Consider the following 20,324-nt stretch of genomic DNA (forward strand, 5'->3'; position numbering starts at 1 on the left):
AAGGATAGAAAAGAAGCCTTGTCGTGCTTTTATCTGGCCAACGGAAATGTTTCACGAAGGTTTTCCTTTATTTAACAAAAGTTTAATGCCTGGGTTGTATATATTTGCTATACTTGTCAGGCTGTCGAATCTTAAAATTATTAAAGAAATAAAAACATGTCAGTACAAATTTCTGCATCAGATGTAAACAAATTGCGTCAACAAACTGGCGCTGGTATGATGGATTGTAAAAAAGCGTTAGTAGAATCAAACGGTGATTTCGAAGCTGCTATCGACTACTTGCGTAAAAAGGGTGCTAAAGTGGCGGCTAGTCGTCAAGACCGTGATTCTAACGAAGGCGTGGTTATCGCTAAAGCAGCTGCTGATGGTAAATCAGGTATCGTGGTAGAGGTAAACTGTGAGACAGACTTCGTAGCGAAAAATGCAGACTTCGTAGCTTTCGCAGAAAAAATCGCTGACCTTGCTTTGCAAAATAGTCCTGCTTCCGTAGAGGAACTGAAAGCCTTAACATTAGATGGTAAGCATATTGCTGATGCGTTAATTGAGCAAACAGGCGTAATAGGTGAAAAAATCGACATTTCTAAATACGAGTCAGTTTCTGCAGAGAAAGTGATTGCGTATATCCACGGTAACTATCGTTTAGGTGTGTTGGTAGGTCTATCTGCAGATGCAGCTGGTGCTGACGAGGCGGGTAAAGATGTTGCAATGCAAATTGCAGCCATGAATCCTGTTGCTATCGATAAAGATGGTGTAGATCAAGAAACTATCGACCGCGAAATCGCCATCGCAAAAGAACAGATCCTTGCTGAAGGAAAACCAGCTGAAATGGCAGAAAAGATTGCGCAAGGTAAATTGAACAAATTCTTCAAAGACACGACTTTGTTGAACCAAGAGTTTGTAAAAGACTCTTCAAAAAATATTGCTCAATTCTTGGACTCTGTTTCAAAGGGATTGACTGTTACAGCATTCAAGCGCGTACAGCTGGGAGCGTAATTTCAGGGGCAGAAGCTATTCTGCCCAAATGTCTAAAATAAGAAATATAGCCTATCCGGATAGCGGACAGGCTATATTTTTTTACCCTTAATCTTAAAATTTAACCTATTTTAAGATACAAACGGTAAACTTTTACTTTTTTTTGTCATCTTTATAAAGTGGAGGTTTGTTCCATTATAATAATAGGAAGGAATTTGAATGAATATGTATAGAAAAATAGCTTATATAGGATTACTTGTCATCGCAGGAGTGTTTTGCATCTTGGATATGTATGCACAACAGGGGCAAATTGAAGAAAAGCCTTATAAGCAATTGTTGGTGGAGGTGGAGGGGAAGCTTCGTACAGGAGATTTGGCCGGAGCTATAGAAAAGTTAGACGATATCCTCGCAAAATACCCCGATGCGGCAGAAGTATATTATGCAAAAGCGCTTTTATACGGACAGGCCCGTAATTTTGATGTCGCTATTCCATTGACCGAGAAAGCCTCGGAAATAGAACCAAAAAATATACTCTATCTCAACTATCTTATTGAGTTGCATAAAAGTCAGGGAAATGTCGCCGGAGCGATTCCAGTTATCGACCGTGCAATTGCTACGCATCCGGACAATGCATCTTTGTACCGGGAGAAGATGCTATTGTTGCATGCTTCTAAGCAATCAGATGAAGCCTTGCGAGTCTATGATGAGGCTGTTGTGAAATTTGGAGATTCTGATACCTTGGATGTTATGAAGGCCGAGATGCTGGTTGATCTGGATAGGAAGCAAGAGGCAGAAAAAATACTATTACCACGATTACAGAATAACTCCAGTCTTCGTCAAGTCTATAGCACCTTAGGGTTCATTTACATGGAAAGGAATTCAACCAAACAGGCTATACAAATATTGGAACGAGGGTTAAAGAACACGAACGACCACCTGTTGTATTTGGACCTCGCAGACGCCTATACGGCTGTAAAGAAGGATAGGCAGGCATTTGAAGCCTTGCGAAAAGCATTTGAGTCGACGGATGTCAACTATATGGATAAACATCGCGTCATGTTTACACTGTTGAGTGGCAAATCCGAACTGACGTTAGGGCAGATTCAAGATTTGGCAAATATATTAGTGTTAAAACATCCACGCATTGCCGATAGCCATGTGGCGAAAGGAGATGTGCTTTGGCGGAAGGGAAATCTGCAGGAAGCGCGGTCGTTGTTTCTTACGGCAGTAGGGATTAACAGAGCACATATCGATGCTTGGCGCATGTTGATGAATGTGGAAATGGCACTTAACGAGGTAGACCAAGCTGTTAATCATGGCCTGGAAGCATTAGAAGCAAATCCGAATAACCCGATGCTTCTCTACTTTACCGGATTAGCGTATATGGTGAAAGATGAGGGGGAGAATGCCCGTAAGTTCATGGAAGCGGCACTTGATAATAGCGGAGCGGAAAATACGTATTTGCAATCGCTTATCTACGCAGGTCTTGGTGATTTATATCACAAGTTGGAGATGGCCGAGGTATCTGATGTCGCCTATGAAGAAGCGATTAAACTGGATAGTACGAACGCAACAGCAATGAATAATTATGCGTATTATTTAGCGGAACGTAACGAGAAATTAGAACTGGCGGAGAAGTTGTCTAGGCAGTCCAACGAATTAGAACCTGGTTCTAGCACTTTTCAAGATACCTACGCGTGGGTACTCTTTAAGCAAAAAAAATATAAAGAGGCGTTAAAATGGATGGAAAAGGCTGTTCGAGGATCATCTCCATCAGCAGTACTCTATGAGCATTATGGCGATATATTGTTTAAATCAGGGAATAGTAAGGAAGCAATAAGACAATGGGAGAAGGCTTTGGCGATGCGTGATGGAAGTGGTATAGATGTGGAAAAATTAAAGTCAAAAATAGCAACGAAAAGTTATGTGGAGTAGAATGATTTTGGTGATGGTAGTAAGTGTATTAGTTTTTACTTCTTGTAAGACGAAACGAAAAATAGCAATGCCATCTCCTGATACACCAACGGAAATCAGTGCAGCCAACGCAGCAAGTATTAAGACCTTCGAAATGAATAATCTGGATTTCCATACATTTTCCGGACGAGCAAAAGCAAAAATCGAAATGGGGAAGAATCTGCATGACGTTACATTAAATGTCCGGATAGAACGAAATAAGGCGATATGGTTATCGGTTACAGCGATACTAGGGGTCGAAGTGGCTCGCATTTTAATTACACCGGATAGTGTTAAGATACTCAATAAATTTCAAGGAGAGTACATCGCAAAGCCATTTTCGTATATTTATAATTATACAAACCGCGGCGTTACGTTTACTACGTTACAGGATTTACTAATGGCAAATGTGTCCTCGAACTTGTTACGTACCGAAAATGTACAGGTAGCTAGCGCTACGGATGAGTTTATAGTGGTTGGGATTAAGGAACAATTATCTTATCAATATCGAATAAATAAGGAAAACAGGCCATTTAATTTTGTCTTACAAGAAGTAGGAGGAACGCACAATCTCGAAGCTTTTTATGGAGATTATGCTAAAACGGTTGGATATAATTTTCCGCGGAATCTAGCGTTAAATATCGTGGGAGAGGAAGTGTCATTAAAAGTACAATTAGGCTATAACCGTGTGGCTTTTAATGAAAATATAGAAATGCCTTTTTCTGTTTCTAGTAGATACAAGGTAATAAATTAGTGATTATCACAATAAAAGCACAAAATAATCTTTATTTTTGTAGGCTTGTTTGCCGAGATATAGAGAAAAACGGTTCATGGATATAAAAAAAATACTATTTAGCTTCTTGTTTTTTTGCGGTGTTGGACTAGGGTATGTTTCTGCTCAAAGCAGTGCAGAACTAAAAAAGCAGCGAGAGAAGATAGATGCGGAGATTGCCGAGTTAATGAAGATTGTGCGCGCAAAAACACAAGAAAAGTTGCTTTCTCAAAAAGAAGTGAATGCGCTAAGCCGCCAGTTAAATCTTCGGGAAGATAAGATCAAGACGATAAATGCAGAGCTACGGATTATCAAAAGTAATATCCAAAAGAATACGAAAGCGGTTAATCAATTAAAGGCAGACTTGGAAAAGATGCGGAAAGATTATGAAAAAATGATTCTTTTTGCTTTCCGGAATAAAAATGGGTATAATAAACTGATGTTTATTTTCGCGTCGAAAGATTTTAACCAAGCCTTTAAGCGCGTGAAATATTTACAGCAGTTTAACGATGCGCGTAAGATAAAAGTAGCAGAAATTGAAGCGACTAAGCAGGAAATAGAACTGAAAATTGCACAATTGGAGAGCGATCGCGAAACGCAAAACAAACTGTTAAAGGAGCAAGAAGGAGAGAAAGCAATTATTGCTAAAGACCGATCAGCACACGCACAGGAGCTTAGTCAGTTGAAAAAAGAAGAATCTACGTATAAAGGGCAACTGAGCCAGAAGCAACAGGAAAAGAAACGTATCGATGCGATGATACAGGCGGCAATCCGTAGGGAAATCGAAGCACAGCGCAGACTTGCAGAAGAAGCTCGAAGAAAAGCCGCTGAAGCAGAAGCTAAACGGACGGGTAAAACCGTTGAGGAAGTTGAGAAATCGGCACCTCGGAAGTCAGACAGCGAAGTTTTGCGTTCTACACCAGAAGCAGCTAAGCTATCAGCAGATTTCAAATCCAATCGCGGGCGTTTACCGTGGCCGGTGGCTCAAGGAAATATTGTGCGTAACTTTGGGTTCGAAACCGTGGAGCGTAACGTGCGGATTGACAACTCCGACGTAGCGATTCGCACAGCGGACAACGCATCGGTAAAAGCGGTTTTTGAAGGAGACGTTGTACAAGTAATCGGAAGTTTCGTGGTTATCAAACACGGAGAGTATTTCACCTCGTATTCCAATCTGAAAAGTGTATCGGTAAGACGTGGACAAAAAGTAGGGAGAGGGCAACAGATTGGTACCGCAGGTGAAGATCCAGATGCCGGATACTCTATAGTGAACTTTGGGGTGTTTCAAGGACAGACCGCGATGAATCCTGTTTCCTGGTTAGCAAAATAATTACAAGAAATTCAGAATTTTAATTATATATTTGTAATGCGTTGATAATGAAAGCAACGCTAAGAATTTTAAAACTATGTATACATCGGGATTATTATTTATTGGGACGCAAGAGATTATTATCATAGTAGTTTTGGTTTTGTTACTTTTTGGAGGCAAAAAAATTCCAGAATTGATGCGTGGTCTAGGACGTGGCGTGAAAGAATTTAAAGATGGACAACGTGAAGAACCTACGGAGAACCAAAGCAGCACAAATAATAACAATAACCCGCAGAACTGAATAGGGTAAAAAATAAGAGTTTCGTGGAGGGCTACCCCGCTGTGAAACTCTTTAGTTTTTTTGGAGTAAATGTACTAATTGGGGAAGATATACGTTTACATATAAAAACACCTAATACCGTATGATTAAAAACCGTTTGTGGTTAATCCTTTTTTGTGTACTCGGATTAAAGACATCACTGCATGCCCAGGATATGGTCAATGCGGAGACAGAACCCGTGCCGTTACATCTCATAGAGGCCGCATCTAGCCAACGGGAGATTATTATTTCTGCTTTGGATTCGCTTAAAACCCTGTCTTATTGTGATCCTTTGTACACGAAAGAAGATTCAATGGTCTTCAATCGTATGCGTAAAATACAAAGAACCATTCCATTAGCCTTAAACGAAAAAATAAAATCTTACATCGATAAATATATTTCCCGTAATTACAATCCCTACTTGAGCAAGTTACAGGGATTGGCGGAATATTATTTTCCGATATATGAAAAAATACTTGCTGAAAACCAGTTGCCAGATGAAATCAAATATATATCTGTTGTTGAGTCTTCATTAGATCCACATTTGGTGTCACGTTCAGGTGCTGTAGGTTTATGGCAATTTATGTATCCTACAGCAAAAGTCTATGATCTGGCGATAGATAGTTATGTAGACGAACGTAAAGATCCTTATGCGGCTAGTTATGCAGCAAGCCGTTATTTTCTTGATGCTTACGACGAATTTAATGATTGGTTGTTGGCGTTGGCTTCCTATAATTGCGGACGAGGATGTGTACGCCGTGCTATTCAACGATCAGGATTAGAAAATCCGAATTTTTGGCAGCTCTCGCCTTATTTGCCAAAGGAGACACAAGACTATATACCGAAATTCATTGCGATGACATATACGTTAAAACACGCGGACGAATATGGGATATCGGCAATGACAAATGATTTTGCTTGGGAAGCAAAACCGATTATGGTTGAAAAAACAGTCAACTTGCAACAAATTGCTCACGCCGTCAACCTACCTTTAGAAACGATTAAAAAATTCAATCCTGCTTACAAGCGTTCGGTTATAAATGGCAGTGCTGAAAGCCCAAAACGTTTGATTCTGCCGGATACCGAATATCTGAGTGATAGCTTATTATATGCTGCATTGAATAACCAATTGGACTTTTCGGAAAATATGCTGGCAAGTGCGGAAGAAACATCATCCAAAGCCGCAACGACGCACTTATCTGCTAAAAAGCCTAGATTGGCAGCAGCTTCGGAGAAATCTACTAAACGTTCTGTGGCTTATACCACATATACGGTGAAGAAAGGAGACACCTTATCACATATTGCAGCTCGATTTAAAGGGACTACCGTATCTCAAATAAAAGCAGATAACAGTTTACGGAGCACCCGGCTAAAAATAGGGCAGAAGTTAAGGATTAAAAAATCTTAAAACACTACGACAGCCACGCAGCATCTTCTCGTTGGTCAACTTCCTCAAGCTCAACTTCGACGTGTTCCTTTAATATGGTAGAAAGTTTTAGGCCATAATAATCACTGAATAACGGAAACTGATGATGAGAACGGTCAATCAATACCGCTGTTCGCATTTTTTTGAGCGGAACATTGAGAAATAAACCCAAACCGTAAGCCAAGGTACGACCACTATTGAGAACGTCATCAACCAATATAATGACCTTATTTTTTGCAGTTTCAATAGGTACATCGGTAGTTGCTTCTAAACTTCTTTTCGTTTTCGAAATAGTGATTTTAATCAGTTCGATTTTCTTTTCTGAGGCAATATGCTGTAAGAACTTTTGAAGCCTTTTTGCGAATACATACCCTCGGTCTGCAACGCCCACCAGCACCAATGATTTTTCTTCAAAATTATCTTCGAGAATTTGGTATGCGATACGAATAGATTTTTGATGGATCTGTTCTTTATTAAGAATAAGTGTTCGTTTATTAGACATATTATGCACGTTGATTACTGTGCATAAAAATACGAAATCTTATCATAAAAAAGGTTCGGATATTTATACATCCGAACCTTTTTATCATGTCATGAGAGAAAAAACTAGTGTAAATTTTTGTCATCTTCATCGGAGCTGGCATCAGCTAGCATCGCTTCGTTTATTTCTGACGGTCTGCCTCCGTTATAGTAATATCGTTTCCAATAAGCTTCATTAAGGTTGCTGATCATGACCCCTCTGCTAGACGCGGCATGGGCAAATTTGTCGTCGCCAAGGTAAATACCGACATGCGTGATTTGTCTACTGCGAATTTTAAAAAATACCAGATCTCCTGGTTGTAGGTCATTTTTGCGAACTGGTTTTACATTGGCGTATTGATTACGACTGTTGTAACCTATCGTAGTATTAAAAACATTCTCATAAACAGCAAGTGAAAATTTAGAACAGTCTATCCCTTTCTTAGAATCTCCGCCTAAGCGGTAGGGAGTACCTAACCACTCGTATACGAATTGATAAAGTTTCGTATTTGCCATTGCATTGGAGGCAACACCCATTATTTGTGAAAAATATTCTTTAGCTAGATTGTCAGGGTCAGCAGAGGTTGATTTTGCTGTTTGTGCCTGAGACACTACACATAAGCCTACGAAGAGCATGCCTGCTATCAGTTTTTTTGTATTCATTATGTTCGCCTATTTCACTTGATTATGATACGTTTAGTCTTCTGTCTTATATTTTCTACAGGACTGAAGCAAATCTAATACATAATGTCTAGGCTTCCAAGTATATTGTTCGTTATTTTGCTGTTGTTTAACGAATTTTAACATATTTTTTATTGGCATTCAGTATCATTACCTTTTATGTCAGGGTAGCTATATAACTACTTTCTATAAAAATTCATTATTAAAATTTCAATAAAAATTAAAAATATTTGATGTATTCAAATAAAAACTCGTATATTTAGATCGTTTTTCAAAAATATGGAAAGTTTACACGTGATTATTACAACGATTATTATTACCACCGACAGTATTCATCGGAGGAAGTAATTCTATTGTATAAGAAAGTGTACATAAAATATAGAGCCTTCCTCCAAATGGGAAGGCTTTTTTGGTTAGTATATACATTATTTTAAATTATAAATAAACTGAAATGAAAGTATTAAAGTTTGGAGGGACATCAGTTGGCAATGTGGAAAGTGTAAAGGCTGTATTAGGCATTGTTAAGAAGTCTTACGACGAAGGAGAAAAGCCTTTGGTCGTATTGTCAGCGATGGCTGGCGTAACGAACTTACTCACAAGAATGGCAGAAAATGCAGCCGAGCATATTTCTTTTGATGACGATTTGAAATTGTTGGAAGAGCGTCATTTTGAAGTGGTGAAAAAACTCATCGCGGTAAAATATCAAAATCCGGTTTTTACGAGATTGAAGTTGATGCTCAATGAATTAGAGGAAATTCTGCAAGGTGTTAGTGCACTTCGGGAGCTGAGCTTACAAAGTAAAGATTTGATTGTTTCTTTCGGTGAACGATTGTCGAATTACATGGTTGCTAAAGTAATGGAGCAATACATTGAGCAAACAGCGTTTCTAGATGCGTCTCATTATATAAAAACGGATTCCAATTTTGGACATGCACACGTTAATGAGGAAATTACGAATCAACTTATTCAGTCTCTTACACATACGCACGCTAATAAACTTCTGTTTGTTACTGGTTTTATAGGTTCGAATGAAGACGGTCGCGTTACAACGTTGGGAAGAGGAGGATCCGATTATACGGCCGCAATTTTCGGATCGGTATTGCGGGCTACCGCCATCGAGATATGGACCGATGTCAATGGTATGCTTACGGCTGATCCTCGTATCGTAAAGAAAGCATTTTCGCAACCAACCTTATCGTATAACGAGGCAATGGAACTTTCTTACTTTGGAGCGAAAGTAATATATCCGCCCACGATGATTCCGGCTTTTTTGAAGAAAATTCCAATTGTAATCAGAAATACGTTTGAGCCGGAATTTCCAGGTACCGTTATTCAGTTTGAAAGCGGAAAATCTGTCTATCCGATTAAAGGGATTTCATCTATTGCTGATATTTCTGTTATCAATGTTTCTGGCAGCGGAATGATCGGAAAATCCGGATTTAGTGGTCGTTTATTTACGTTGTTGGCGAGAGAGCAAATAAATGTAGTGCTGATCACCCAATCATCTTCGGAACATAGTATTACTTTTGCCGTTCATCCTAACGATGCAATGAAAGCTGTACAGCTTATTAAGACCGAATTCGAACTGGAATTGGATGCAAATAAACTGATTTTGCCCACGGTAGAAAATGAGCTTTCGGTATTGGCCATTGTTGGCGAAAATATGAAACGTACACCGGGTATGTCGGGTCGCTTGTTCCATGCATTGGGAAGAAATGGTATCAATGTACGTGCCATCGCGCAAGGCTCTTCAGAGCTCAATATATCCGTTATTATTGAGAAGGAAAACATGGCCAAAGCGTTGAATACCGTACATGACGCATTTTTCTCGGAATTAAAGAAGACCTTATATGTATTCAGTGTGGGTACGGGTAATATCGGCGCCACGTTATTTAATCAGATCCATGAACAATATGATTTTTTGGTAGAGAATAATGATCTGGAAATAAAAATTGCTGGCATTTCTAATTCTCGGAAAATGCTATTTGATGCGGAAGGTGTCGATTTAACCGATTGGCGTACGAAATTGGAAGGAGAAGGAGAAGTGGCCGATTTGTCTAACTTTGTAGAACGGATGAAAGCAATGAACCTACCTAACTGTGTTTTTATTGATAATACAGCCAGTCCGCTTCCATCCACTTATTATATCGATATATTTAAATCCAATATTTCGGTTGTCACCTGTAATAAAATAGCAAATTCCGGCGAATATAAGCAGTACAAGGCACTCCATGATACAGCACGTAAATATGGCGTAGACTTTTTCTATGAAACCAATGTTGGCGCAGGTTTACCTATTGTTAGGGTATTGAAGGACTTGATGTTGAGTGGTGATCGTATCGTAAGGATCGAAGCGATTCTTTCGGGAACTATTTCTTATATATTCAATAACTTTACAGGAGACGCTTCGTTCTACGAAGTCGTGAAACGCGCTCAGGAATTGGGTTACACGGAGCCTGATCCCCGTGATGATTTGGGAGGAATCGACTTCATGCGGAAAATGTTGATTTTGGCACGGGATGCAGGACATGTAATTGAACCATCTGACGTTGACCTCGGCGCTATCCTTCCTCAAGCCTGTTTGGAAGCAACATCTGTAGACGATTTCTATGCTGCGCTACTCAAAGCTGACCAATACTTCAATGCACTAAAAGAAGAAGCAGAAAGTCAGAAGAAAGTAATCCGGTACATTGGTAAGTTGGAAGATGGTAAAGTGTCCATTGCTTTGGAAATGGTCGATGGAAACCATCCCTTCTACACATTGTCGGGAAGTGATAATATTATTTCTTTTACGACAGAACGCTATAAAGAACGTCCGTTGGTCGTAAAAGGTCCTGGAGCGGGAGCAGAAGTAACTGCTGCAGGCGTATTTGCCGATCTGGTTAATGTAGGTGCATAATCGAAACATGAGTGATAAGTTATATATAATGAATCAGAATAAAACAGCTAAAGCAGTAGATTTCGATAAAATCATGGATACCGTACGTGTGTTTGCGCCTGCCACCGTAGCCAATATGATATGCGGATTTGATATATTGGGATTCGCGGTAGATTATCCAGGGGATGAAGTCCTTATGCACCGTGTAACGGCGCCTGGTGTACGTATTCGCTCGATTACCGGAGATGAGGGTAGGTTGCCTTTGGACGCAGATAAAAATACGGTAAGCGCTTGCGTTAAAATGTTATTGGAACATTTGGGGATTTCAAGAGAGATTGGTGTGGAGATAGAACTCATTAAGCATATGCCCATCGGCAGTGGCTTAGGGTCGAGTTCCGCCAGTACCGTAGCTGGATTATTTGCCATCAATAGTCTTTTGGGAAACCCGTTGACCAAGGAAGAATTGTTGCCATTTTGCGTGGAAGGCGAGCGCCTTGCTTGTGGTCATGGACATGCGGATAACGTTGCACCGGCACTAATGGGGGGGATTACGTTAATTCGCGGGCACCATCCATTGGACGTGATTAAATTACCGGTACCCGAAGAGCTATATGCAGGAATTGTTTTTCCGAAGGTCGATGTGCCTACGCGGGATGCTCGGCAACTTATCAAGGAAAAAGTTCTTTTGAAAGATGCAGTGACGCAGTGGGGCAATATCGCTGGATTAATCGCAGGACTTTATGAAAGCGATTACGGACTGATTAGCAGAAGTATGCACGACGTACTTATCGAGCCTACTCGTGCTATTCTGATTCCCGAGTTTTACGTAATGAAGCAAATTGCATTAAATGCTGGGGCCCTAAGTTTTGGTATTTCAGGATCGGGCCCGTCTGTGGTAGCTGTTTCTCGAGGAAAAGAAATCGCCGAAAATGCCGCGAATTTAATTCAGCAACATTTAACAGATTGCGAGATTGACAGTCTTAAATATGTATCCCCTGTCAATATTGATGGACCAAAGATTTTATAGCAATAACATTAAAAAAATGAAATTATATAGTACAAATAATAAGAACCTTCGGGTTTCTTTTCAAGAAGCCGTTTTCAATTCATTGCCTGCAGACAAAGGCCTATATATGCCGTCGGTTATTCCATCTTTAGACGCAGCTTTTATTCGTAATATCCAACAATATTCTTTGCAGGAGATTGCCTTTGAGGTAGCACATACCTTAATTGGCGACGATATTCCGAATAGTGATTTAAAGTCTATAATTGCCGATGCGATTAATTTTGATGCTCCCGTTCGGTTTTTGGATGCAGAAACAGCCGTATTAGAATTGTTTCACGGACCGTCGTACGCCTTCAAGGATTTTGGCGCGCGGTTTATGAGTCGTGTTATGGGTTATTTCTCTAAGCAAGGAGATCAATTGTTAGATGTTTTAGTTGCTACCTCCGGAGATACCGGTGGAGCTGTCGCATCAGGGTTTTTAGGCGTCGAAGGTACACGTGTAACCATACTTTATCCCAAAGGCAAGGTGTCTAAAGTGCAGGAAGAACAGTTGACGACGAACGGGAAAAATATACGTGCATTAGAGGTTGACGGTACGTTTGACGATTGTCAGGCACTGGTGAAAACGGCATTTAATGATGCTGAGCTTAATAACGTGCTGAGATTGACTTCTGCTAATTCCATTAATATTGCACGATTGATACCGCAAACATTCTATTATTTTTGGGCTTATGCACAGTTAAAATCCCAAGGCATATCCGAAGTAGTCTTTACGGTGCCTAGCGGCAATTTCGGTAATATTGGAGCTGGTCTACTGGCCTATAAAATGGGGTTGCCTGTAAAGCATTTTGTAGCGGGAACAAATGTTAACGATACTGTTCCACGTTTCCTACAATCGGGAACCTATGATCCAAAGCCATCAGTGCAGACTTTGGCAAATGCCATGGATGTAGGTAATCCGAGCAACTGGGTGCGAATACAGGATATGTTTCACAACAGCCTAGAAGAACTTCGTGACATGATTTCATCTTATACTTATGACGACGAGCAGACAGTAAAAGCTATGGAAGAACTCTATGATAAGTATCAATATATTGCTTGTCCGCATACGGCTATCGCCTATCTCGCTTGTAATCAATATCGTCAAGATTATTCGGGAACATATGCTTCCGTGTTTTTATCGACGGCTCACCCATGCAAATTTCCAGATGCTATTTCCGAAGAGATATTTTCCAAAATTGGGCTGCCTAAAGGGGCAGAAGAGTTGGCCGGTAAGGAGAAACTTGTAACAGAAATACCCGTGGATTACGAAATTTTTAAATCCTATTTGTTGGTTAATAATTAACTATAAAAGGATTAAAAGCAACCGTTCTACTATTAATGTGCTTGTTGTATTTTAAAAAGATAACCTTAATTTAACAAAAAGCTAAGGATATTTGTGCGCAAATTAATTTGGGTAGATGGCAGAAAGATTGCTATATTGTAAACGCAATATAGCAATCGATCGGATTATGATGTTCCAATGGTTCGTTATCGAGTCCGACGTTTAAGTTAGATATGACGAATTATTCGCACATAGAATATTGGCAACGTTTTATTCAGGGAGATCAAGAGGCATTCAGAAGCTTATATGACCTATATGTCAATGCGCTTTTTTCTTATGCAATTCGATATTGTGCGGACGAGGAAATAGTAAAGGATAGCATACATGATTTGTTCGTTGATTTACATCGGTATCGTTCCAGATTGAATCCCCACGTGAATGTAAAAGCTTATCTGTTTGGTTCTCTTCGCCGAAAAGTGGTAGAAAGTAAGAGAAGAAGTATAGACCGTTCTATTTTTGCCGAAAACTATCGTTTTCGACTGGGATTGGAAACCGAAGACTATATTACGTTATCCGACGATAAAGAAAACGAGGTATTAACGAAACTACGTGCTGAAATGGAGAAATTGCCATACCGTCAAAAAGAGGCTCTTTATTTGCGTTTTACCTGTGAAATGTCCTATGAACAGGTTGCCCAGATTATGGATATTTCTATTGCATCTTGTCGTACGCTTATATATAGGGCTATAAAGGATTTGCGTCTACGGATGGAAAATAATAAAATTTCTCAATTATTATTCATTGCATTTCTCCCGGTCCGGGAAATTAACGATCAACCTATTACAAGTCGCGCCATCCTCAGTTAGTCAACGTGTTTTCTGTTCCGTGTATTTAAGCTTTTGCTTTTTTACGTTGATTTCCGATTTGCTTCTAATTTTTTTCTTTTTTTTCAAAATTCCTGTCTATAAAAAGATAATTCGGCTCTCTATCTATATAGATGAAAGACGGAATTATTTATAAATCCCAAAAAGCGTTAATCAATATATGGGACGTAAAGTAGAGGACATTCTAAGTGGCGACTCACCCCGTGAGGATCTCGATAAAGAGGCGGTCGACATTAGAAAGTTGGGAAATCGTATTTTAAACATATTGCAATCGACGAGATCCCATAAATTGTCGTCTGACGCTTATATAGCATTATGGATGCGCATAGAAGAAACAACAAAAAAAGTCAGCAAACGAAACCGTCAAATCAGAGTCTTAAAATATAGTGCGGTTGCTTGCGCCTTTATTATCTTATCATTCTTTTTTTGGAATAGGCAAGATAATGATAGATCATATAAATCTTTATTGTATAATGCTACAAATAGCCAAAATTTGATAACGGAGGAAGAAGAGGTATCTATACGGCAAGGTAACGGTCAACAGATGCTTGTCTCTGATGGGCAAATTATCGATTTGCGTTCTAGTGAAGCGAATGAAAATAGGCAAAAGAAAGCGCCTACGTTCAATACAGTTACCGTGCCTTACGGGAAACGTATTGAGGTCATATTGCCAGATAATTCAAAAGTGTGGTTGAACGCGGGATCGCAATTGACGTTTCCAACCATATTTGAAACCGCTGAAAGACGAGTATACTTGGAAGGTGAAGGTTATTTTGATGTAGAAGGGGAACTCGAACGTCCTTTCTACGTTCATACGGCAAATATGGTAGTCAAAGTTTTGGGAACAACATTTAATATTAGTTCTTATAAAGACGATCCGTTTGCATCAACGGTGTTGCTTAGTGGAGAGATAGAATTACAGGGAGTAGGGGAAACATTGTTCGAGCCTAAGGTCCTAAAACCAGGAACTGCTGCCGTATTGCGCAAGGACAGTAAACGTTTATCTATTTCTAACGAAACTGTTGAAGATCATATCTCATGGAGACAGAAACAACTTATTTTGAAAAATACCCCTTTGGCAGAGATTACTGCGAGACTGGAGCGTGTTTATAATACGGATATTACAGTAGAATCTACGTCTGGGTCTAATGAAACCTTTTCGGGGAGGTTAGATTTAACACAGCCTTTAACGAGTTTACTGACAACACTATATAATCCACTTGAATATCAACTTCAAAAACAAGAAAGGAGGATCATTATCAATAAAAGATAAAACTAATGTTGATTGGTCGACGAAGACAGTTGACGGAAAAAAATAGGCAGATGCGGCTACATCTACCTATTTATGCATGTATTAATTAACAAGATATTAATTTATTACGATTGTAAATCTATGAAGTTTCTTTACAATAGGCAAACCTTTTTTGTCAGAGAAAGGCATAAAAGTCTATACCAAAAAGCAATCCGCATGATAAAGTTAACAGCGCTTTTCTTGTGCTTAGGAATGATGGCAGTGCATGCCGATACCTATTCGCAAAATGTCAGTGTTGATATCAGAAACGGTAAATTGATCGATTTATTCGAGGAAATCGAAGGGCAAAGCGAATACGTATTTCTGTATAGAGATAAATTAGTTGCCGATAAAAAGATCAGTATAACTGTTAAAAATGAAAATTTGCAACGTTTATTGAAAAAGACGTTAAATGCTGAAAATTTAGACTACACCATTACAGGTAACCAAATTACTGTTTTGCCGAAAAGAGAAGTACAGCAACGAGTTGTTTCCGGTACTGTGCGGGATGAAAATGGTAATCCCATCGCGGCTGCAAATGTATTGATTAAAGGGTCTACAGTGGGTACCGTTACAGATGATGCAGGACGCTACCAGATTACCATAAACGGTGAGGTTACATTGATGTTCAGTATGATGGGATATCAAGAAGTGGAAGAAAACACCCAGAACCGAAACCGTATTGACGTAGTGCTACGTTCGGATACGCGAGATATAGAAGAAGTAGTGGTGACAGGATATAGCGAAATTGAGCGAAGGCACGTAGCCTCTTCGGTATCAGAAGTAGACATGGACAGGGTAACCAATCGACCTATTTTTAAACTAGAAGAAGCATTTAGCGGTACGGTACCGGGAGTTACGATGTTACAAGGCAGCAATATGCCAGGAGCTGTCCCTGGTAGTATCTCTATCCGCGGCGTGAGTACGCTTCAAAGCCAAGCTCCATTGGTTATCGTTGATGGGATGGAGCAATCGTTAACAGATATCGATCCCAACCAAGTCAAGAGTATGTCTGTGTTGAAAGATGCGGCGTCCGCTTCGCTTTATGGCTCGAGAGGTGCCAACGGTGTTATTATTATTGAAACGCACCGTGGTCAGACAGGGCAATTTAAAGTCGATTTACATTCGTGGACTGGAGTTAGTTCACAAATTGACAAACCAGATTTTGTCAACGCTGCTGATTATATGCGTTTGAACAACGAAGCTCGTGGCATGCAAGGACAAACGCTACTTTTTTCGGATGAGGACATCGCAAGAGCTGAATCAGGTGAAACGCCTTCGGTAGATTGGTTGGGTGCTATTAAAGAACGTACGCCCTATTCGCATAATACGACTGCTAATATTTCTGGTGGAGGTGGTGTAGGATCATTTAATTTGATGTTGGGATATATTACGGACAACGGACTTAATGAAGTCGAAGGTTCCGATAAATACAGCGCGCGTTTCAACACGAATATCAATATGGCTGATAAGTTTGTATTGCTAGCTGATTTTTATGCACATCGCTTGCAAGTGGATCGGTTGATGGCAAATACGAACGGCCATGGTCTATATCAAGATGCTTGGAAAATGAACCCTACGCAATCTATTTTTTATGATACCGACAGACCAAATCATTATGCGCTGCATAACAACATCAATCCGGTGGCATCCATTTATCACGGGGGCATACGGAATAACGTTCACGACCGTAGCACCATCAATCTAAGACCACGTTATTTTATTACCGAGAATTTTTCCATCGACGGAAATGTATCTTATCTAATCAATAAGTCCGCATGGAAACAAGAGCGATTGACGTATCGCTTTTATGACGAAGACGGTAAGCCTGCTTTAGTTTGGGGGAACGTGGTAGAGGCGGAGCAAGCTGTCAGTTCCAGCCAATTAACAGCTCGCGCCAATATAAATTATCATGAATCTCTGTTTAACGACCGGGACAAGATTTATCTGATCGCGGGAACGGAGACCATGTCGCATATTTATACTGATTATCGAGAGATCAATAAGGCCTCGTTTTTCGGGAAACTAAATTATGCATTTGACGAGCGTTATCTGCTAGAGGTGACAGCTAGATCTGACGGTAGCAGTAAATTCGCTCCTGGCCACCGTTGGGGATTCTTCCCGTCGGCTGCTTTAGCTTGGAATGTACATAGTGAAAGATTCTTTCAGAGATTAAGAGAAAATGGCGCTATTAACAACTTGAAATTCCGTTTCTCATATGGTTTGATAGGTAATGAGAACGTGGCTCCCTATCTGTGGCAGGAAGTGGTGAATAATTGGGGGTGGACCATGCGAGTACCGAACCCGGAATTCAGCTGGGAAAAACAAAAGCAGTGGAACATCGGGATGGATTTAATGGCACTTAAAAATCGATTGAGCGTTACAGCGGAGCTTTACCATAAACACTCTTACGATCTAATTTACGATAGTTTTCCCGTACCCCCATTAACAGGTTCTAATAATTTGGAGTCAGCATTGAATATTGGAGAGGTGGAAAATAAAGGCTGGGAACTGTCAGCGAGATGGAATGATAAAATAGACGATTTATCTTATAGTGTTGGCGGAATGCTATTTGATAACGTGAACAGGGTTTTAAAAGCAGGGTATACGACAGCCGATACGCTAGTTTTTAAAGGTAATGAGGACAAAATCTGGTACCGCGGAATAGCATTGGACAATTATTATGGATATCAAAGTAATGGTTACTACCAAAATGAAGACGAATTAAATGCTCAAGGAGCCAAGCTGCCCAATACGCGTGTCGGCGATATCCGCTACGTAGATCAAAACGGTGACGGAATTATTAACGAGCAAGATCGGGTAAATTTGGGTGATCCTTTCCCACACATGAACTATGCGATAAACGTAGACTTACGCTATAAGAACTGGGATTTTAGCTTGCTGGGACAAGGTGTGGGACGCCGTACACAACGGATTAAAGGATTAGAAGCGTATCCAGTAATAATGGACGGTACGGAAAATAGTATGGGAACACCACGGCAATATTATATGGATAACCGTTGGACACCAGATAACCCATATAGTCGTTTCCCCCGCGTCTGGACCGGTGCTACACCAAATGCCAACCTAAGCGATGTTTGGTTAGGAAATGCTTCTTATTTCCGAATAAAGACCCTACAACTCGGTTATACGATTCGGAATGTAGGTAAGTCTATCCGTAACGTACGCGTGTATCTAAATGCACAAGACGCCTTCACTTTTACCAAATGGGAAGGATTGGAGCCAGAGCGTGAAGACGGCTACGCAGGCAACGGAGGTTATCCGCGTATGGCGACCTATAGCATAGGTATTAAGGCAACAATATTGTAATCCACAAAATAACGAAACAATGAAAAATATATATATATATTTGATTTTGCTCTCGGTAACGTTAAGTGGCTGTGAAAGCTTTTTGGACAAGCGGGATCCTACAGCCACTACCTTTGAAGAGTTTTTTAATACCGAAGCAGATCTACGGCGTGTCGCATACAGTTCCTATTTAGACTTTTTTACGCCGCGGAGCGATCGTAGGTTGCTATTCTATATGAAAGATGGGCGATCCGATGACGCTTATGCACGTGTTGAGACCGACCACCATCTACGGATTGCCAACGGAAATATCAATGCTAACACCCGCGCATTTGAGTATTATTATACACTACATTTTAAACATATCGGGCGGATCAATAATTATATTGCTACTATCGATGCACCTTATGTGGAAGATGAAGCCATTCGCGAGAAGTATAAAGCCATCTTGGAAGGTCTACGGGTTTGGCACTATTTTGAAGCTACAACACGTTGGGGTGACATTCCTTTTCTGCTGGAGCCGGCAACGATAGAAGAGGCCAAACAAAAGCCGTTGCCTAAACAGGAGGTGTTGGGCAGACTGTTTGAAATGTCGGAAAGCATTGCAAACCGATTGCCGTCCGGCGAATATTCTACAGATAAATTCTTTTTCAATAAAGAATCGTTTAAAACACTCGTGATGCGTTATGCTCTGTACCATGGACGATATGAACTTGCGGCCCGATTAGCACAAGAAGTGATGGATAGCGGACAATATGAGCTTTATCCGAATTATGGCGATTTATTTCAATATGCGGGAGCATCCTCAAACAAAGAATTTATCCAGCATCACAACTTAGAGGCCGTCGGTACCAATGTTACGTACTCTTTCAGGGATTTAGGCCCACATTTCCGTACAGGGAACGGTCAGTCTTATAGCGTTCCGACCAAAGCATTGGTAGATGCTTATTGGACGTTACAAGGACGCCCTATAAGCAATTGTCCGTTGCATACGAAAGAGGAATATGAACTGGATCCCAAGTTGAACAGAGACCCACGTTTCCAGGCGAGCATTATGGGGCATGGAGATATTTTTTACGGGGAGGAAATTGATATTTATAACACACAAAGCCCGATGTACTACCAAAATCTGAGAGCCAGCAAATCGGGATATTGGTACCGGAAGTTTGTACCCGAAGAAGACGCTTTTCGTAATGGTAATTTGGTCTTTGGCATCACCCGCTACGCAGAGGTGTTGTTAACTTACGCCGAGGCAAAGATTATGCAGAACGATATCAATGCATTAGCAAAAGACTGTATTAATCAGATCCGAAGAAGAGCCGGCCTAGATATGAACTATGCGGATGTGACGTTACCAGTATACAGCGCTTATACACAGCAACAATGGATTGAATTGATCCGTAACGAACGCCGTACGGAGTTTGCTGGAGAAGGAATGCGGTATGACGACATTCTCCGATGGAAAATTGCGGAAGATGTATTGAATAAACCGGCATTAGGACATACCAGAATGGTGGGGAATCAAAAGCAAACGCTACATATCGAAAATAGGACGTTCGCACCACATAATTATTTGTGGCCGCATCATGAGCTGCAATTAAAAATCGAACCGGAATTGGTACAAAACCCAGGTTATTAATCTTGGTTAAAAAGCCAAACGGGTGAAAGAAACTTTCACCCG

General features: G+C 40.3%; 15 protein-coding genes. 13 read left to right on the forward strand and 2 right to left on the reverse strand.

Annotated elements, in window-relative coordinates; all coding sequences use genetic code 11:
- Nucleotides 1-156: 156 nt before the first annotated feature.
- From tsf to C5749_RS13575, 6 genes are all read left to right on the forward strand, one after another.
- Nucleotides 157-993, forward strand: coding sequence for a translation elongation factor Ts (gene tsf, locus C5749_RS13550; RefSeq protein ID WP_105726691.1), 837 nt, complete (start codon nt 157-159; stop codon nt 991-993).
- Nucleotides 994-1,197: 204 nt separating this feature from the next.
- Nucleotides 1,198-2,907, forward strand: coding sequence for a tetratricopeptide repeat protein (locus tag C5749_RS13555; protein ID WP_181151422.1), 1,710 nt, complete (start codon nt 1,198-1,200; stop codon nt 2,905-2,907).
- Nucleotides 2,897-3,679, forward strand: coding sequence for a lipoprotein insertase outer membrane protein LolB1 (gene lolB1 / locus C5749_RS13560; protein ID WP_105726693.1), 783 nt, complete (start codon nt 2,897-2,899; stop codon nt 3,677-3,679). The genes C5749_RS13555 and lolB1 overlap by 11 nt, the downstream gene beginning before the upstream one ends.
- 76 nt (nt 3,680-3,755) lie before the next feature.
- Nucleotides 3,756-5,027 carry a murein hydrolase activator EnvC family protein gene (locus C5749_RS13565; RefSeq protein ID WP_105726694.1) on the forward strand — a complete coding sequence of 424 codons (1,272 nt, stop codon included), beginning with the start codon at nt 3,756-3,758 and terminating at the stop codon, nt 5,025-5,027.
- Nucleotides 5,028-5,103: 76 nt separating this feature from the next.
- Complete coding sequence (locus C5749_RS13570) at nt 5,104-5,307, forward strand: twin-arginine translocase TatA/TatE family subunit (protein ID WP_105726695.1); 204 nt, start codon at nt 5,104-5,106, stop codon at nt 5,305-5,307.
- A gap of 121 nt (nt 5,308-5,428) precedes the next feature.
- The gene (locus tag C5749_RS13575) at nt 5,429-6,733 is read left to right on the forward strand and encodes a lytic transglycosylase domain-containing protein (RefSeq protein ID WP_105726696.1); all 1,305 of its coding nucleotides are present in this window, start codon (nt 5,429-5,431) and stop codon (nt 6,731-6,733) included.
- 4 nt (nt 6,734-6,737) lie between these two features.
- Here the strand turns inward: C5749_RS13575 and C5749_RS13580 are convergent, their stop codons facing one another.
- Nucleotides 6,738-7,253, reverse strand: a complete 516-nt coding sequence (locus tag C5749_RS13580) for a phosphoribosyltransferase family protein (protein WP_105726697.1) — start codon at nt 7,251-7,253, stop codon at nt 6,738-6,740.
- Nucleotides 7,254-7,357: 104 nt separating this feature from the next.
- On the reverse strand, nt 7,358-7,933 hold the full coding sequence (locus C5749_RS13585; protein ID WP_105726698.1) for a C40 family peptidase: 576 nt from the start codon (nt 7,931-7,933) through the stop codon (nt 7,358-7,360).
- Between the two features lie 469 nt (nt 7,934-8,402).
- Here C5749_RS13585 and thrA point away from each other — a divergent pair, with 469 nt between their 5' ends.
- The 7 genes from thrA (at nt 8,403) to C5749_RS13620 (ending at nt 20,282) form a co-directional block, all read left to right on the forward strand.
- Nucleotides 8,403-10,850 carry a bifunctional aspartate kinase/homoserine dehydrogenase I gene (gene thrA, locus C5749_RS13590; protein ID WP_105726699.1) on the forward strand — a complete coding sequence of 816 codons (2,448 nt, stop codon included), beginning with the start codon at nt 8,403-8,405 and terminating at the stop codon, nt 10,848-10,850.
- Between the two features lie 28 nt (nt 10,851-10,878).
- On the forward strand, nt 10,879-11,856 hold the full coding sequence (locus C5749_RS13595; RefSeq protein WP_105727053.1) for a homoserine kinase: 978 nt from the start codon (nt 10,879-10,881) through the stop codon (nt 11,854-11,856).
- Nucleotides 11,857-11,872: 16 nt separating this feature from the next.
- Nucleotides 11,873-13,180, forward strand: a complete 1,308-nt coding sequence (gene thrC / locus C5749_RS13600) for a threonine synthase (protein WP_105727054.1) — start codon at nt 11,873-11,875, stop codon at nt 13,178-13,180.
- A 212-nt stretch (nt 13,181-13,392) separates the two neighbouring features.
- Nucleotides 13,393-14,025, forward strand: coding sequence for an RNA polymerase sigma factor (locus tag C5749_RS13605; RefSeq protein ID WP_105726700.1), 633 nt, complete (start codon nt 13,393-13,395; stop codon nt 14,023-14,025).
- A gap of 178 nt (nt 14,026-14,203) precedes the next feature.
- The gene (locus tag C5749_RS13610; protein WP_105726701.1) at nt 14,204-15,316 is read left to right on the forward strand and encodes a FecR family protein; all 1,113 of its coding nucleotides are present in this window, start codon (nt 14,204-14,206) and stop codon (nt 15,314-15,316) included.
- A 195-nt stretch (nt 15,317-15,511) separates the two neighbouring features.
- The gene (locus C5749_RS13615) at nt 15,512-18,664 is read left to right on the forward strand and encodes a SusC/RagA family TonB-linked outer membrane protein (RefSeq protein ID WP_105727055.1); all 3,153 of its coding nucleotides are present in this window, start codon (nt 15,512-15,514) and stop codon (nt 18,662-18,664) included.
- Between the two features lie 19 nt (nt 18,665-18,683).
- Nucleotides 18,684-20,282: a RagB/SusD family nutrient uptake outer membrane protein gene (locus C5749_RS13620; protein ID WP_105726702.1), complete on the forward strand. Its 1,599-nt coding sequence runs from the start codon at nt 18,684-18,686 to the stop codon at nt 20,280-20,282.
- The last annotated feature ends 42 nt before the right edge of the window (nt 20,283-20,324 follow it).

Origin of the sequence: Sphingobacterium gobiense, assembly GCF_002980575.1 — a bacterium.
GTDB lineage: Bacteria > Bacteroidota > Bacteroidia > Sphingobacteriales > Sphingobacteriaceae > Sphingobacterium > Sphingobacterium gobiense.

What these genes read in the sequence shown, in the direction of transcription:
- tsf (WP_105726691.1), top strand. Translation starts at nt 157, where the DNA reads ATGTCAGTACAAATTTCTGCATCAGATGTAAACAAATTGCGTCAACAA.
- C5749_RS13555 (WP_181151422.1), top strand. Translation starts at nt 1,198, where the DNA reads ATGTATAGAAAAATAGCTTATATAGGATTACTTGTCATCGCAGGAGTG.
- lolB1 (WP_105726693.1), top strand. Translation starts at nt 2,897, where the DNA reads ATGTGGAGTAGAATGATTTTGGTGATGGTAGTAAGTGTATTAGTTTTT.
- C5749_RS13565 (WP_105726694.1), top strand. Translation starts at nt 3,756, where the DNA reads ATGGATATAAAAAAAATACTATTTAGCTTCTTGTTTTTTTGCGGTGTT.
- C5749_RS13570 (WP_105726695.1), top strand. Translation starts at nt 5,104, where the DNA reads ATGTATACATCGGGATTATTATTTATTGGGACGCAAGAGATTATTATC.
- C5749_RS13575 (WP_105726696.1), top strand. Translation starts at nt 5,429, where the DNA reads ATGATTAAAAACCGTTTGTGGTTAATCCTTTTTTGTGTACTCGGATTA.
- C5749_RS13580 (WP_105726697.1), bottom strand. Translation starts at nt 7,253, where the DNA reads ATGTCTAATAAACGAACACTTATTCTTAATAAAGAACAGATCCATCAA.
- C5749_RS13585 (WP_105726698.1), bottom strand. Translation starts at nt 7,933, where the DNA reads ATGAATACAAAAAAACTGATAGCAGGCATGCTCTTCGTAGGCTTATGT.
- thrA (WP_105726699.1), top strand. Translation starts at nt 8,403, where the DNA reads ATGAAAGTATTAAAGTTTGGAGGGACATCAGTTGGCAATGTGGAAAGT.
- C5749_RS13595 (WP_105727053.1), top strand. Translation starts at nt 10,879, where the DNA reads ATGAATCAGAATAAAACAGCTAAAGCAGTAGATTTCGATAAAATCATG.
- thrC (WP_105727054.1), top strand. Translation starts at nt 11,873, where the DNA reads ATGAAATTATATAGTACAAATAATAAGAACCTTCGGGTTTCTTTTCAA.
- C5749_RS13605 (WP_105726700.1), top strand. Translation starts at nt 13,393, where the DNA reads ATGACGAATTATTCGCACATAGAATATTGGCAACGTTTTATTCAGGGA.
- C5749_RS13610 (WP_105726701.1), top strand. Translation starts at nt 14,204, where the DNA reads ATGGGACGTAAAGTAGAGGACATTCTAAGTGGCGACTCACCCCGTGAG.
- C5749_RS13615 (WP_105727055.1), top strand. Translation starts at nt 15,512, where the DNA reads ATGATAAAGTTAACAGCGCTTTTCTTGTGCTTAGGAATGATGGCAGTG.
- C5749_RS13620 (WP_105726702.1), top strand. Translation starts at nt 18,684, where the DNA reads ATGAAAAATATATATATATATTTGATTTTGCTCTCGGTAACGTTAAGT.